Source organism: Bdellovibrio bacteriovorus (assembly GCF_048286975.1).
In the GTDB taxonomy this organism is placed as follows: domain Bacteria; phylum Bdellovibrionota; class Bdellovibrionia; order Bdellovibrionales; family Bdellovibrionaceae; genus Bdellovibrio; species Bdellovibrio bacteriovorus_H.
Window position 1 is genome coordinate 639,916 of sequence record NZ_JBLVRT010000001.1, and the last position, 13,658, is coordinate 653,573.

The 13,658-nt window shown below is 51.1% G+C and carries 14 protein-coding genes and 1 other RNA gene; 5 read left to right on the forward strand and 10 right to left on the reverse strand.

What is annotated here, in order from left to right:
• Position 1 precedes the first annotated feature (1 nt).
• Positions 2–457 carry a hypothetical protein gene (locus ACNQKP_RS03150; protein WP_417862796.1) on the reverse strand — a complete coding sequence of 152 codons (456 nt, stop codon included), beginning with the start codon at positions 455–457 and terminating at the stop codon, positions 2–4.
• Between the two features lie 51 nt (positions 458–508).
• On the opposite strand from ACNQKP_RS03150, the gene ACNQKP_RS03155 reads away from it, so the two are divergent.
• Positions 509–1,252: an HAD family hydrolase gene (locus ACNQKP_RS03155; protein ID WP_417862798.1), complete on the forward strand. Its 744-nt coding sequence runs from the start codon at positions 509–511 to the stop codon at positions 1,250–1,252.
• On the opposite strand, the gene ACNQKP_RS03160 is transcribed toward ACNQKP_RS03155, so the two are convergent.
• Positions 1,249–2,610 (reverse strand): hypothetical protein, encoded by a 1,362-nt coding sequence (locus ACNQKP_RS03160; protein WP_417862801.1) that lies wholly within the window; start codon positions 2,608–2,610, stop codon positions 1,249–1,251. The two genes, ACNQKP_RS03155 and ACNQKP_RS03160, sit on opposite strands and share 4 nt — an antisense overlap.
• 297 nt (positions 2,611–2,907) lie before the next feature.
• On the opposite strand from ACNQKP_RS03160, the gene ACNQKP_RS03165 reads away from it, so the two are divergent.
• Positions 2,908–4,224 carry a PAS domain-containing protein gene (locus tag ACNQKP_RS03165; RefSeq protein WP_417862802.1) on the forward strand — a complete coding sequence of 439 codons (1,317 nt, stop codon included), beginning with the start codon at positions 2,908–2,910 and terminating at the stop codon, positions 4,222–4,224.
• A 42-nt stretch (positions 4,225–4,266) separates the two neighbouring features.
• On the opposite strand, the gene ACNQKP_RS03170 is transcribed toward ACNQKP_RS03165, so the two are convergent.
• The 7 genes from ACNQKP_RS03170 to ACNQKP_RS03200 are packed head-to-tail and all read right to left on the reverse strand — an operon-like array spanning position 4,267 to position 10,069.
• The gene (locus ACNQKP_RS03170) at positions 4,267–5,589 is read right to left on the reverse strand and encodes an aminopeptidase P family protein (protein WP_417862804.1); all 1,323 of its coding nucleotides are present in this window, start codon (positions 5,587–5,589) and stop codon (positions 4,267–4,269) included.
• A gap of 8 nt (positions 5,590–5,597) precedes the next feature.
• Positions 5,598–6,602 (reverse strand): patatin-like phospholipase family protein, encoded by a 1,005-nt coding sequence (locus ACNQKP_RS03175; RefSeq protein WP_417862806.1) that lies wholly within the window; start codon positions 6,600–6,602, stop codon positions 5,598–5,600.
• Entirely contained in the window at positions 6,571–7,347 is a 777-nt protein-coding gene (locus ACNQKP_RS03180; protein WP_417862807.1) for a TlyA family RNA methyltransferase, read from the reverse strand. Before ACNQKP_RS03180 ends, ACNQKP_RS03175 begins: the two co-directional genes overlap by 32 nt.
• A 1-nt stretch (position 7,348) precedes the next feature.
• Positions 7,349–8,218: a polyprenyl synthetase family protein gene (locus ACNQKP_RS03185; protein WP_417862808.1), complete on the reverse strand. Its 870-nt coding sequence runs from the start codon at positions 8,216–8,218 to the stop codon at positions 7,349–7,351.
• A gap of 3 nt (positions 8,219–8,221) precedes the next feature.
• The gene (locus ACNQKP_RS03190) at positions 8,222–8,446 is read right to left on the reverse strand and encodes an exodeoxyribonuclease VII small subunit (RefSeq protein ID WP_011162803.1); all 225 of its coding nucleotides are present in this window, start codon (positions 8,444–8,446) and stop codon (positions 8,222–8,224) included.
• 1 nt (position 8,447) lies between these two features.
• Entirely contained in the window at positions 8,448–9,854 is a 1,407-nt protein-coding gene (xseA, locus tag ACNQKP_RS03195) for an exodeoxyribonuclease VII large subunit (RefSeq protein ID WP_417862810.1), read from the reverse strand.
• 56 nt (positions 9,855–9,910) lie between these two features.
• Complete coding sequence (locus tag ACNQKP_RS03200; RefSeq protein ID WP_157865624.1) at positions 9,911–10,069, reverse strand: hypothetical protein; 159 nt, start codon at positions 10,067–10,069, stop codon at positions 9,911–9,913.
• Between the two features lie 140 nt (positions 10,070–10,209).
• Between ACNQKP_RS03200 and ssrS the strand changes: the two genes are divergently transcribed.
• From ssrS to ACNQKP_RS03215, 3 genes are all read left to right on the forward strand, one after another.
• Positions 10,210–10,389, forward strand: a non-coding RNA gene (gene ssrS, locus ACNQKP_RS03205) — 6S RNA.
• 118 nt (positions 10,390–10,507) lie between these two features.
• Positions 10,508–12,478: a hypothetical protein gene (locus ACNQKP_RS03210; RefSeq protein ID WP_417862811.1), complete on the forward strand. Its 1,971-nt coding sequence runs from the start codon at positions 10,508–10,510 to the stop codon at positions 12,476–12,478.
• On the forward strand, positions 12,460–13,017 hold the full coding sequence (locus ACNQKP_RS03215) for a hypothetical protein (protein WP_417862812.1): 558 nt from the start codon (positions 12,460–12,462) through the stop codon (positions 13,015–13,017). The genes ACNQKP_RS03210 and ACNQKP_RS03215 overlap by 19 nt, the downstream gene beginning before the upstream one ends.
• On the opposite strand, the gene ACNQKP_RS03220 is transcribed toward ACNQKP_RS03215, so the two are convergent.
• Complete coding sequence (locus ACNQKP_RS03220; protein ID WP_417862813.1) at positions 12,988–13,653, reverse strand: hypothetical protein; 666 nt, start codon at positions 13,651–13,653, stop codon at positions 12,988–12,990. The genes ACNQKP_RS03215 and ACNQKP_RS03220 overlap by 30 nt on opposite strands.
• Positions 13,654–13,658 lie beyond the last annotated feature (5 nt).

The window sequence follows — 13,658 nt, forward strand, 5'->3', positions numbered from 1 at the left end:
CTTATCCTTTTGTCGTCTTGACGGAAAGAGTCCCCGGCTGCCAGCTTTCGGCCTTGAAAGCTTTTACAGAGTTTGGCACTCCGTTGTCGTTAGGGAAGTAAACCCGTTGCAGATGCTTTTCGCGGCCCAGTTTATAGGCCAGCTCACAAAGTTCATCCCGGGCCTGCAAGGAGTTGTACTGAACATGCTCCACCCACAGCGTCTGCGTCTGCCCATCGAGGAACAACAACGGCTGGGCAATGAAATAGCCCATCAGTTTGTTGGTGTCCTGCTCCAAGGCCAGAAAGCTCCAGCCCAGGGCAATGTAATGGTTCAGAGCCTCGACGCGGAATTTGGAATTCCATGTGGCAATCATTCGTTCCATTTCATCCGGATAGGTTTCTGCGAGTTTCTTGTTTTCCAGATCCAAAATCTGTTGCAAATCTTCCGGCTGAATCACGCGGCAATACAGGCTCATGCCCTCAGGTCTCCTTGTCATTTTACTTTTCATATTTCATACTAAGACACTATGAAATACAAAGACTATTCCACCGACATTTGGAACCGCATAAATACGACACTGGACCAAGTTTTAAAACAGGATTCTGCACCCGTGGCCGCCTTTGATGCGGATGGTACTTTGTGGGATACCGATCTTGGGGAGACTTTCTTCCATCACCAGATCGACAACAAACTTGTGACTCTTCCGCCACAACCCTGGGAGCACTACGAAAACATGAAAGCCGCAGATCCGCGCAAAGCCTACCTTTGGCTAGCCCAAATCTGTCAGGGACAAAAACTGGAGCAGGTGCACCAGTGGGCCATCGATGCGGTCAAAGGTCACTTCCCGGTTCCTGTTTTTTTGGAACAAAAAAAATTAATTGATCTGTTTATTTCCAAGGGTGTGAAAGTCTACATCATCACCGCTTCGGTAAAATGGGCGGTGGAACCCGGCGCTGAAATGCTGGGACTGACCAAAAACGACGTGCTGGGTGTGGAAACGCAGGTGGATAACGGCGTGATCAGCGATCGCCAAAAAGGCACTATCACTTATTGCGAAGGAAAAGTGGAAGCACTTCTGGAAGCCACCGGCGGCAAAAAGCCGTTCTTTGCTTCCGGCAACACCATGGGGGATTACAACCTGCTGCAATCAGCGACGCATCTGAGCCTAGCCGTCAGCGCCGCTTCCCGTGATGACAAACTTTTCAAAACTGAAAAGGAACTGCAGGAGAACGCAGAAAAGTTCTCCTGGCTGTCCCATCGCTTTATCTAACGAACAAGTTTATTCATGTTAAAGCGATAGCTTAATGTCAGATTGAACTGATTGGCCTTGTTTGGATATTTCAAGTTTTCCTTGGCACCTTTGCGATCCAGCTGGGTGCTGCCATACTCAAAACCGATATCCAGATTCTTCAGACCCAAAAGATTACGACAGGTGGTGCCGGCAGCCCAGCCGCGCACCCCGCGAACCTTTTCAAACGTAAATTCACCATCGGCAAACGCAGCGTCCGTATTGAACACATGCTGGTTGTAATAGAAGTCCCAGGCACAGGGCCCCGCCTCCACCCCACGCATCGCCACTTCCACACCATGAGCTTTTGAATTCACATGCTGGGCATGAGGACGACGGCCGTTGCCATCACCTTGTTTGTTGCGGGTGAAGTCCGCGCGGAAGACGCGCACTTCGGCCTCACCGTACTTGGATGTGAACATGTATCCCAAGTAAGTGGTCATATCATCCTGGGCTCTTTTTTCACCCGGGAAGCTTCCCACGTCTCCATGCGCACCCGTCACTCCGATGTACAGGTCATGATTTTTCAGATACGGAGCTGACTTGTCGAAGACCTTGCGAAGGGCATTGGCTACGCGCAATTCCACCGTCCCACCATAGGCTGGATAAGAATTCGCGCGTGAGTCCGCCGGATCCAGACTGGATTCACCTTTGATGGTGTCCCCGTCCACCACACTGAAGGACGCCAGCAACACGCGGTCCAGCTCTTCTTTCAGCTGATAGTTCATCTGAATGCCTTTGTCATAGCGAACCATCAAGCCATAGGGAGCTGTCACATAGTAACGACTGGGCTTACCCTGCAGTGGGTTCAGGCCGCTGACCGGGAACGCTCCGGCCAGAACCGTCACATCCTGAGAGTCGGTCATCCGGATATTGGCACCGATGTTGGCCAGGAACCACGGACGATCCACATAGCCATCCGCGCGCAAACGATCTGAGTTGTGAAAGTTCTGTTCATTTTTTTCATTGTAGTCGAGCACCTGATTTTTCGGGATGGCGCTGATCGAAATAAATATTTGCTTGAAATGGCGATTGGCGAAAGTTTTGGATATCTTTCCTTCCACCTCTGTGACCATGTCGCCCATCGAAGTTTCGTTACCACCTTCTCGGCGAAGATCATTGTTGATGACCGCCGCCACCTGAGCGGAAGCAGAGCCCTCCAGACAGATGCCTTCGTGGTAAATTCCAACCCGGTCGTAACACTCATAGGATTGATCTGCACCTCTCCAATAGGCGTTTGTGTCCCAATGGACGGTTTTATCTGCGGCTCCCGCAGGGCCGGCGGCAATCAAAAGACTCACCAAGCCCAGCTTGTTCCAGTTCACTGAATTGTTTTTCATGGATATCTCCTGTTTAAGTTTTCAAAGCCTTAGAGATCAATGATTGTGCCAAGCAGGTGTTCCGTACCAGATCAGCAGAGGGTCGTTCCGACCGGTGCTTGTTACAGAGCTTCCACGATAGCAGCCGCAAATCCGCTCCCACAGCAACAACCAGCGCCCGGAAACTCGCCGAACGTTTCACCCAGCAGACCCGAGGAACACCTCCACCGAGGCGGTGGAATATTCCATTAGATCTCTCATATTTGTTGCTGCGAATTTGCTGTCGAGTATATAGCGGACCTTGCACGAGGTGATACGATGACTCTTGAAGCCGACTTTGCATTGGACGAGCTGTTTTTTTCCAAGACTGATTTTAAAGGGCGGATCGAGTCAGGCAATCAAGTCTTCATCAGAGTCAGCGAGTACTCAGAAGAGGAAATACTGGGTCGCCCCCACAACATCATTCGCCATCAGGACATGCCCCGCAGCGTTTTCAAACTGTTCTGGAGCTATCTGCAAAACAACCTGCCCATTGCCGCCTTCGTCAAGAATAGATCGAAGAACGGAAAGTACTACTGGGTCTTTGCCATGGCTTTTCCGATGTCCGATGGGTATTTGTCGATCCGCCTGAAGCCAACTTCCGTCTTTCTGGGCGAAGTGCAAAAGATCTATGCAGAACTGGTTTCCCGTGAAAACTCAGGACTGAGCGTGGAGCAAAGCCAGGACCTTTTACTTTCAGAACTTCTTAAGCGGGGCTTTCATAGCTATGACGCCTTTATGACCCGAGCCCTGCTGGAAGAAATGAAGTCCCGTGACCAGCTGCTGCTGCACTTTGAAAAAAAATCTTCTTTGACTGCCGAACGCTCCGAACGCGTGGGCGAAATGCAGGAGGCCTCAGGTAAATGCACCAAAGCCGCACGCACGGCATTTGATCTGGCCGATTCACTGAACCAACGATTCAGCCGCAACAACCAGGCGCAGAACATCAGCGACATCTGCCGCGAAGTGCAGATCGTCACCACCAATCTGACCATCTCGGCCGCCAAACTGGGCGAAGCCGGGAAAACCCTCAGCGTGGTTTCCAAAAATCTGGAACGACTGGCGATGGAAATTGCCGAAAGTTCGCGGGAGTTTGACGAGATCTTTGCCAACTTCAGCGTCGCGGCTTCGCGCATGTACTTTTCAATGGCCACGTCACGCCTGCAAATTGAAATGATGAATCACCTGATCGACGAGACTCAAAGTTCTGAACAGGAGGAGTTCCTTTTAAAGAACTGCCATCTTTTGAAAAATCTTATTTCGGCCAACTTCGCCGACGTGGAAGAAACCGCCAAGAAATTAATCAAAGAAAACAAGTCCCTGAACCGCTCTATCAATATGCTGTCCAAGGTGACCGCCGGCATGGATGTGATTTGCGTTGTGGGGAAAATCGAAATGGCCCGGGTGAAGGAATTTTCCAGCGCCCTGGAGTCCTTACTCGGGGACATGGAGAATCTGACCGCGAGCTTTAAAAAGACCCTGCGCTCTATCGAAAACGAAAGCCAATGGGGACTGGTTCGATCCAGCGAGTTGAAGAATCATCTTTACGTGATTTCACAAAGCCTTCGTCATGTTGACAACAGCATGATGGCATAAAAAAAGGCCCACCTTTCGGTGAGCCTTTTTGGCATAAAACGCTTAAGCCTGGCCAACAACCTTTTCAATGTCAGCAATCTCTTTCGGAACAGACGAAGTCATATTCTCGGAACCTGAAGACGTCACACGCAGGTTGTCCTCGATACGAATACCGATACCACGGTATTTCTGAGGAGCCGACGCGTCGTCTGCAGGAATATAAAGACCTGGTTCGATCGTGAAGCACATGTTGGCTTCGATCGGACGCGGTTCATTCTTTTTGAAATACAAACCCGCATCATGCACATCCATGCCCAGCCAGTGGCCGATACCATGTGGATAATACTTTTTCTGCGCCAGCGCCTGAATCAGATCATCCTTGCGCCCGGACAACAAACCCAGATCCAACATCAGATCCGTCAGCAAAGACGTTCCCATGTCGTGCAGGTCTTTAAAGAAGATTCCAGGCTTTACATAGTCACAGATCTGCTTTTGAACTTTCAAAACACCTTCATACACACGCGCCTGCTCGTCCGTGAACTTGCCATTCACCGGATAGGTGCGGGTGATATCGCCCGTATAGTAATTAAACTCCGCACCGGCATCAATCAGCAACAGATCCCCGTCTTTGCAGACCTGATCGTTGAAGTTATAATGCAAAGTCGTCGCGGCATTTCCGGAAGCTACGATATAGTTGTAACCTTCACGGGCAGAACCTCTCATATAGAAGTTGTGCGCAAGCACCCCTTGCACCTGGCGTTCTGTCACACCCGGGCGGGTGAAACGCATTGCTGCCAAGTGAGCTTGAGCGGAAATTTCGCACGCCTCACGCAGCTGAGTCAGTTCGTATTCGGATTTCACCAGACGAAGCTCGCCCAGCAAAATATCCGCATCGTGAATCGCCAACAGGCCATTCCCCATGCGACCCTGAAGAGCTTTCACTGTCTGCAGAATTTCCTGCATCTTGTGATCCATCTCCTGGTTTTTGTACTGGCTGTAATAAACGCGGTCGACTTCCTTCAAAAGCTGAGGCGCCACCTTGGTCAGTTCATCAAACGGATAGGCTTTGTCGATTTTAAATTCGCGCTCGCAACCTTCCGGGCCATAGCGGAAACCATCCCAGGTTTCTCTTTCCACGTCACGACGGCGCACGAACATCACTGTTTCCGGAGTCAAACCCGGACGGTGAATCAAAACAGACTCGGGCTCTTCCCAGCCGGTCAGATAAAACAGATTGGAATCCTGACGGTACGGGAAATGGCAATCATGGTTACGAATGTATTCCGGATGAGAAGCCACTACCAGAGCGCCGCCTGGGATTTGCTCCCCGGCTTTCTTTCTTCTTTCGGAAAAGATGTTCATGTCATAGATGGGTTTTCTGCTCATAAATTCTCCTAAAGTCCCCACTTGCGGGTGAGACCCTTCAACTGACGGGCAGCTGAGTCTGCGCCCTTGTTCATGATCTCACGACGCTTGTCGAAATCCATAATACCATAGCTGGATGTGTCAAGCGAGATGACAGTGTCAACTCCTGGCAAAGGCTTATTATACAGTCCCGCGACTTCACTCCATAAGACGTTGTCAGTAGCGCTGGACTCCAGCGTGAAGGGTTTGGAACCCCCCGGAGCCTGCAGCACGTTGACCATCACGATATAGTTAGCCCCTTTTTGGCGCAGGTAATTCGCCAAAGCCGTGATGTCCCGAACGCCTGCCACACTGTTCTGATAAGGCTTAAAGAACGGCGGATACGCCATGCACGAGTACATCAACTGATCGATGCCTCCGCGGTTCATCAGGTATACCTGATTCTTCTTCAAGTTGTATGACGGACAGGCAAACGGCACTTTGAAGTCTTCCACTTTGGCGCGGTTGAATGCCACACCGACAAAGTCCTTCAACACCGTCACCTCGTTATTCTTGTTCACGCCGCCCAGAAGGGATTTTTTCAAAACCTCTTCATCCTTCAGCTTGAACATCTGCCACTCTACATCGTTGGCCAGTTCTTTGTTGGCGTAAAGGGCCGCCATCGGAGCGGCAAATTCAACTCCACCAATGGCATAAACCGGAACCTTGGCTCTTTGCAGCTCATGCAAGAACCCAATGTGCGCGTAGGTCTTGGCCCCGCCGCCACCCAGGATCACGCCGATCTTGGGCATTGTGGGAATCACAGGCGCCGGAGGAGGTGGTGGCGCCACCTCAGTGATTTCTTCGTCGTCAGCTTCCATCGGAGGCGGAGTGCCGACGTTTTCAGGCGGACGCGGTTGGGTGACTCCCGGACGACCTGGTGTTGGCTGCGGAGTTTTGCGGATGTCTTCACGGGTTCTCAAGTTTTGACAACTTGCCAGAAACAGGAACAAGACAATCCAACTAGATTTTTTTGGCAAAAACGAAGAACTCATTATTTCCGTCCTTTCCCTGAATCGGAGATGGGAAGTAGTCGAGAACCTTAAATCCATTTTGCGAACAAAGTTCCTTTATTCGCGTCTCGACTTCTTTGTACAGTGAAACATCTTTGACTATACCCCCCTTGGCAAGGCCGTCAACGCCGACCTCGAATTGGGGCTTCACCAGACTTAAAAGACAGCCTTCAGTCTTAAGAAAATGCGCCAATTCCGGCACAATCAAAGAGATCGAAATAAAAGAAACGTCCATGACGACCAGATCAAACTTTTCCTTTGGGGTCGCCTGATTGACCGCTTCTTCACGGGAAAGATTTCGGGCATTGATACCCTCAATCACTGTCAGTCGCGGATTGGTAAGAAGGCTGCTGTGAACCTGGCCGTGGCCCACGTCCACACCCAGCACCTGGGCAGCGCCCTTTTGCAGAAGGCAATCGGTAAAGCCCCCTGTGGAAATACCCACGTCGAGAACTTTCAGGTCTTGCACGGAAACCCCGGCTTGCGCCAAAGCGCCTTCCAGCTTCAAGCCCCCGCGGGACACAAAACGATTTGCCGGACCGGCTTCAACTTCAATTTTTCCATGGTGGGAGTCCAAAACGGCAAAGCTTGCCTTTTTCAGAATGCGCTTTTGCGAATTTTCAAAAAGAAAAACCTGACCGGCCTCGATCAGTTCCTGAGCATGAGTGCGCGACTGCGCCAGACCCTTTTCGACAAGATAAAGATCCAAACGCAGTTTATCGCTCATATTACACCTGACGGTTTTGATTAAAGCTGATCAGATACTCCAAAAGCGGAGCATCGGCAGAAACCTTGTGCAATTCCGCCAAAGTCGAAGCACTGACATCCTTCAAATAGGTCTTTGTGCCCTCAAGACCCAGGATACCAGTGAAGCTGCGAAGATCCTGACCTTTTTCGCCGTGATCCAGAACATCATCGGCCACTTGGAAAGCAAGGCCCAGGCCTTCGCCGAATTTTTTAAGACTTTCAATTTCAGTCGGCTTCGCCCCGGCAATCACAGCCGCACCCTCAACCGCCACACGAATCAACGCACCGGTTTTAAGACGATGCAGATGGGTTAGTTCTTCCAGTGACATTTGTTTGTCACCAGCACGCAGGTCAATTGCCTGACCGCCGACCATGCCTCGAATTCCTGCCGCCGAAGACAACAGGCGTGTTAACTGACCTACCAGGAAACTGTTGTCCCCATAATTTTCCGCAATCAGCATGAAAGCTTCAGTCAAAAGAGCGTCCCCGGCCAGCAGGGCAAAGTCTTCGCCGAACACTTTGTGATTGGTGGGTTTCCCACGGCGCATGTCATCGTTATCCATGCACGGCAGATCATCATGAATCAAAGAATACGTATGAATCATTTCCACGGCAGCGGCGAAAGGCAAGATGCGCTCTTTACCGGCACCAAACAACTCACCGACCAGCAAAGACAGAACCGGACGGAAACGTTTTCCGCCATTGGTGGCGGAATAAAGCATGGACTTTCGCAACTCAGAAATGGCGCTGCCTGCTGGCAGCTCCATATCAGACAGATATTTTTCCACAAACTGGTTCACAGCCTGGGTGCGCGCGGCGATTTCCTGATCAATCTGAATTGCGAGATCCAAGGCTTAGTTCTCCTCTGAAGTGAAATCAGTGGTCACCGGCTGGCCGTCAGCTCCCACAGACATCAACAGTTTCACTTTGGATTCAGCTTCATTCAGACGCTGATGGCATTCGCGGGAAAGCTTCACACCTTCCTCGAACAGCTTCAAAGACTCTTCCAAAGCCAGATCGCCTTTTTCCATCTTTTGCACGATCTCTTCAAGACGGCCTAGTTTCTTCTCAAAATCCATTCTATTCCTCCTTCACGCCATCCACGATGGCGGTCACTGAGCCCTGAGCCAGGCGGATATCCAAAAGGTCTCCCTTTTTCACCTGACTCGCAGATTTAATAACTTCAGAATTTTTGGTCACGATTGAATAGCCACGCTCAACCACCTTCAGGGGACTGAGACTATCCAGCATAGCCATGACCTTGCCCATGCGGGCCTTTTTTCTTTCAATCGAAAAATGCAGCGCCTTTTCAGAGCGTGCCTTCAGATATTCCAGATCCTTTTTCTTTTCATCAATCAGATCCTGGGGGCTTCCCAGTTTCTGACTCATCAGCTCCACCCGGTGGCGACGCTCCGCCAGACGGCGGTTGATCGCGAACTCCAGACGGTTCAATAGATCATCATTGCGAAGCTCCAGATCCTGCAAGCGGCGCTTCGGATCCACCAGGCGCTTGGAAAGACCCAGCATCTTTTCACGCAGGAACTTCATCTTCTTTTCAAAAGTCAGATGCAGCATGCGCTCCAGCGACACAACCTTGTTGGCCAGTTCGCCCGAGCTTTTCGCCACAAGTTCTGCCGCAGCCGAAGGTGTCGGCGCACGCAAGTCCGCCACAAAGTCAGCGATAGTAAAATCAATTTCATGTCCCACGGCAGAAATCACCGGGACCGGGCTTGCCGCAATCAAACGCGCAAGCCGTTCATCATTGAAACACCACATGTCTTCAATGGATCCACCACCGCGCCCGACAATCACCACATCCACACCCGGAAGGGCGGTGGCTTTTTTAAAGGCCTCGCAAATTTGTGGAGCTGCCGCCTCACCCTGCACGATGGTTGGAACCACCGTCACCTGGATGGCTTTGGCGCGACGGGAAAGAACGTTCAAAATATCACGAATCGCCGCTCCGGTCGGAGACGTCACGATCGCAATATGTCTTGGGAAAGTCGGAATCGGTTTTTTGCGGGCTGATTCAAACAAACCCTCAGCCTTCAATTTCATTTTCAGTTGCTCGAAAGCTTTTTGCAAAGCTCCGGCACCGACGGGTTCCATCATCTCGCACATCAGCTGATAGTTACCACGCGGCTCATACACCGTGATGCGGCCGCGAACGATGACTTCCATCCCATCGGCAGGTTTGAATTTCAAACGGGCGTTGTTACCACGGAACATCACGGCCGTGATCTGGGAGCGGGAATCTTTCAGGCTGAAATAAAAGTGACCGGAGGTGTGAGCCTTGAAGTTTGAAATTTCACCCTTCACCCACACCTGGCCGATCTGACCTTCCAGCAACTGCTTCACATAGATATTAAGCTGCTCGACGGAAAGCACGGAAGGTTCGTTGTTCTTCGTCAATAGGTCCGCAGCTCCAAGACTGGCTTGGGCTGAAACATCTGTTTTGCGAAGAGGCTGATTAGGAGAGTCCGACATGGGAGCAGAGGCTAATGCTCCCTCGGGGTGGAGTCAATACATTGAGAGTCAACGACCTATAGACTGGAGTGCCAAACGTTCTGAACGGACCACAATCCGCCCACGAAAAAGCACACCCAACCCAGGGATTTGTGTTTGGCCAAATTGGCATAGGCCTGACCCATGCGCTCCTGCCCGATGCGCGCCAGGACAGGGTTCTCCAACACAACAACCATCAGGAGTCCATAGAAAAAAACCACGAAGGGAAAAATAAAATCGAGCTTTTCTGGTGTCATAAGCAATTTATCGGAGCTTTACCGGAAAGTAAGAGTCCGGTTCGATTGACGATATAAAAAGACATGATAGAATGGTTTACAGAAGGGTTCGACGGCGTAAATCTCTATCGAAAATAAACCTTACAAGCATATTTTTGGGGACTGTCCCTGACAATGGTGAGCAAGCTCAGCTCGTACTGAGAAGCCTAAAGTTGTTATCATGGTTACCCACCTTAGCTAAAACAGGTTTACTTTTTCAGAGTGGTCTTCGAGCCTTTTTTTATTTGTCTCAAGCCGAGACAGTCCTGCAAAAAACTTCGTCATTTCCTCAATAATTTCGATTAAGAAATAGGGCTTTCCCGCGTTCAGCCCACCCCCCGTAAGTCCGATAAGTTCTACATGACTTTGAACCGGATGATGGCTGGTTTTATCAGCGCGTGGACTCTTATTCTGACAGCTTGTGGTGGTGGCGGCCTTGAAGGCGGCGACTATTCATCCAATGCCCCGGCCTCCCCTGAACCGACCTATTACGGCAAGCCCACCGACATGGATGCCTCCCAATCCGTGACCGTCACACTGCCGGCGAAGTTCCTTTATCGCGGTTTAAGCTTCACTCCAGGCAGCTCTACCAACGGACTGACCTCCGTGGTTTCTGCAGCCAATGCCATTCCGATCGCCTTTGCTGAATTCCATATCTATGATGCTTCCGGCACCCGCATCCAGCAGGGCGAAACCACCACCCAAGGGATTGCGTCCTTCAAGATCCCAAAGACGGCTGGCACCTACACGTTCAAAGTGTTCTCGCGCGCCTACAATGACTATTTGAAAGTGAGCGTCCTGGCAGACATTTATGCCAATACTCCTCACTATGCTGAAAAGTCCTTCACTATCACGGCTGGCGACATCACAGCCGGAACGAAGGATCTGACATCGACCCCGGTTTATGCCGAGGCCAACGAAAGCATTTCTTCCCGTGTTGAGGGCGGCGCCTTTAACATCATGTATGACATTCTGTTAGCGAATGAATACATCCGCAGAAATATCGGTAAGAACAACGGTGGCACCCCGTCCACAGACACCAACGCCTGGTGGGTGGCTGACAAAGTGACCGTATTCTGGAAAGCCGGATTTAATCCTTACTCTTATTTTGGCTCAAATTCTCCACTGTCATTTTATTCGCCGGGAGAGCGCAAATTATATATTTTAGGCGGCGTGAATGGTGATGTGAAGTCTTCGGACACGGACCACTTTGATGATTCAGTGATCCTGCACGAGTACGGTCATTTCCTTGAAGACGTCTATGGGAACTCCGGGTCTCCAGGGGGATCTCATACCGGGAACTTTGTCATTGATGCCAGACTTTCCTGGAGCGAAGGCTGGGCCAACTATTTCCAGGCGGCCGTACTGAGCGGTGCAGATGCCGCTTTCAACAGTGCCGATGAAAGTCGTGCACCGACAGATCCTCGGTATCATTATTACGTGGACACCTACGGCTATCGCGCTTCCGGCAACACGGCTGGGGTCAGCATTTCCTTCAACCTTTGGCAGGACGGAACGGCCGCCAGCTATGACAATACGTCAGCGGACCTTGCAGGCACAGGAACCTTCCGTGAAGTTTCTGTGTCACGCGCTTTGTATAAAGCCACCCGCAAGGATGATGCACAGTATGAAGCCACCAAATACGGCGGCGGCGTCACCTTCACCAATATTTGGAAAACATTCGCTGGCGAAGACACTTCAGGCCACAAGAAATCCAATCCAATTACGACAAGCCTTGTGAACACTACGACCTATCCGGTGCCAAGCGTGGGACTGTTTAACAATCTGCTCTCCCGCAATATCGGCGGCGCCAACGCAAAGTGGGATGCGATTCTGACGGAAGAAAAGCAGACCAAGACCACCAAGGACTATGCCTTCTATCTGGGCGCAACCGGCGGAGCCTGTTCAGGTACGACCGAGTTCACCGTCGGAAAAGAAGAACAGCTGATGACAGCCCGGGACAGCGTCAAGCGCTCGGACCAGCAGGTGAACAACGACTTCTATCTTTACTATCACGATGGAACTTCCACGACCCTGGGGTTGAGTTACACCAGTACCAAACTGGATTTGGACCTTGTCTTGTACAAGAAAGACTACGTCTACTTTGAAGATACTTACTGGAAAGCCGGATATTCATCAGATTACATCGTAAAACAAAGTCGCAATGTGGCCACCACTTCGGAGAGTATCTCCCTAAGTGGAGTGCCGGCAGGATACTACATCCTTAACGTTAAGATTAATGCCTATAACAAAACAGCATCGCAGATGAACACCAATGCGACCTACAGCTTAACCAAAGGGGGGGCCGCCATATGTGGAACCGAAAGATAACCATCACCGCAGTTCTCTCCCTGGCAGTTGGCGTTTCCGTTTTCTCATTCGCGGGGAAATCGGAAAACCGCACACCCGCCTCCACTGGCAAGTCCACGTGGCGACCGGCTCCTGTTGGCAAGCATCTGGCTCTTTTCCATGTTGAACTAAAATCCGAGGACGAAATCCCTGAATCCGGCAGCGACGAAGTGAACCTTGTCGGCCGCGTTCTGGTGAATCAGACCCTGCAAGGGGATCTGGCATACACCTGGTCCCTGCCGGAAGGCGTGAGCGTTGTTGACGGCATCACCTCTGACACTTTGTCCGGCGTTAAAATCGGCCAGGTGGTTGAACTAAAAATCACAGTGACGGGATTCTCGAAAGAAAAACAGAAAGCCATCTCTTTGGCGGTGAAAGCTTTGGCTCAGGAAGAAGTTCTGGGCAATTCAGCGGTGATTGTCAGCCGCAACGAAGACACCATGGAAGCCACAGCGCTTGATATGAAAAGATCCGCAGAAGAACAACTGGGATCAGAGACAGTCCACCGTCGTCGTAAATAGAAACCCACGAATCTCTCCGTTGCGACGGAGAGAGCTCGCATAACGAGGCTCCACTTCAAAGCGCCGCAGGCCCTCTGAACACAGTTCCCACAATTGATGCTTTCCCACCTGAAACCTCATGGTTCCCGGGACCTTGCCACTGAGCAGATCCAAGGCCGCCGCAAAGAGGTTCCGGGTCACCGCCTCGTCACGCCCGTAAAGCTTCCACCACTCAAGGGTATAAAGCTCTTCCAGAGTGTAGGTTGAAACCTCAAAGAAGCGCAGGTTGCGGAAGATTTGCAGATTGTCGCTGGTATAGATCTCGACGATATTCGACATTTCAAGCTTGTCGAAGAAGTCCGAAGAAGGCACAAGACCCCACCGGCGCAGCGCTTTCCAGCAAAAGCGCGGAGAGTCTTTCAGTGAGTAACTTTCAGCCTGAACTTCCTGGCAGATCTCCACATAATCTTTCAGAGTTTGCAGAGCCAGGTCTTTTTGCTCATCTGCGAGCCGACAGAAGTGCTGCAGAGAGGGGTCACGGTAGGGTTTGACGGACAAACCCTCTTTTTGCAGAACCAGCGAGAGGCGCTCACACAGCAGACGAAATCTTTCAACCTTGTCCGGAGTTTGCTTCTGAGCACCTTGCGCTGACTGCATTCATC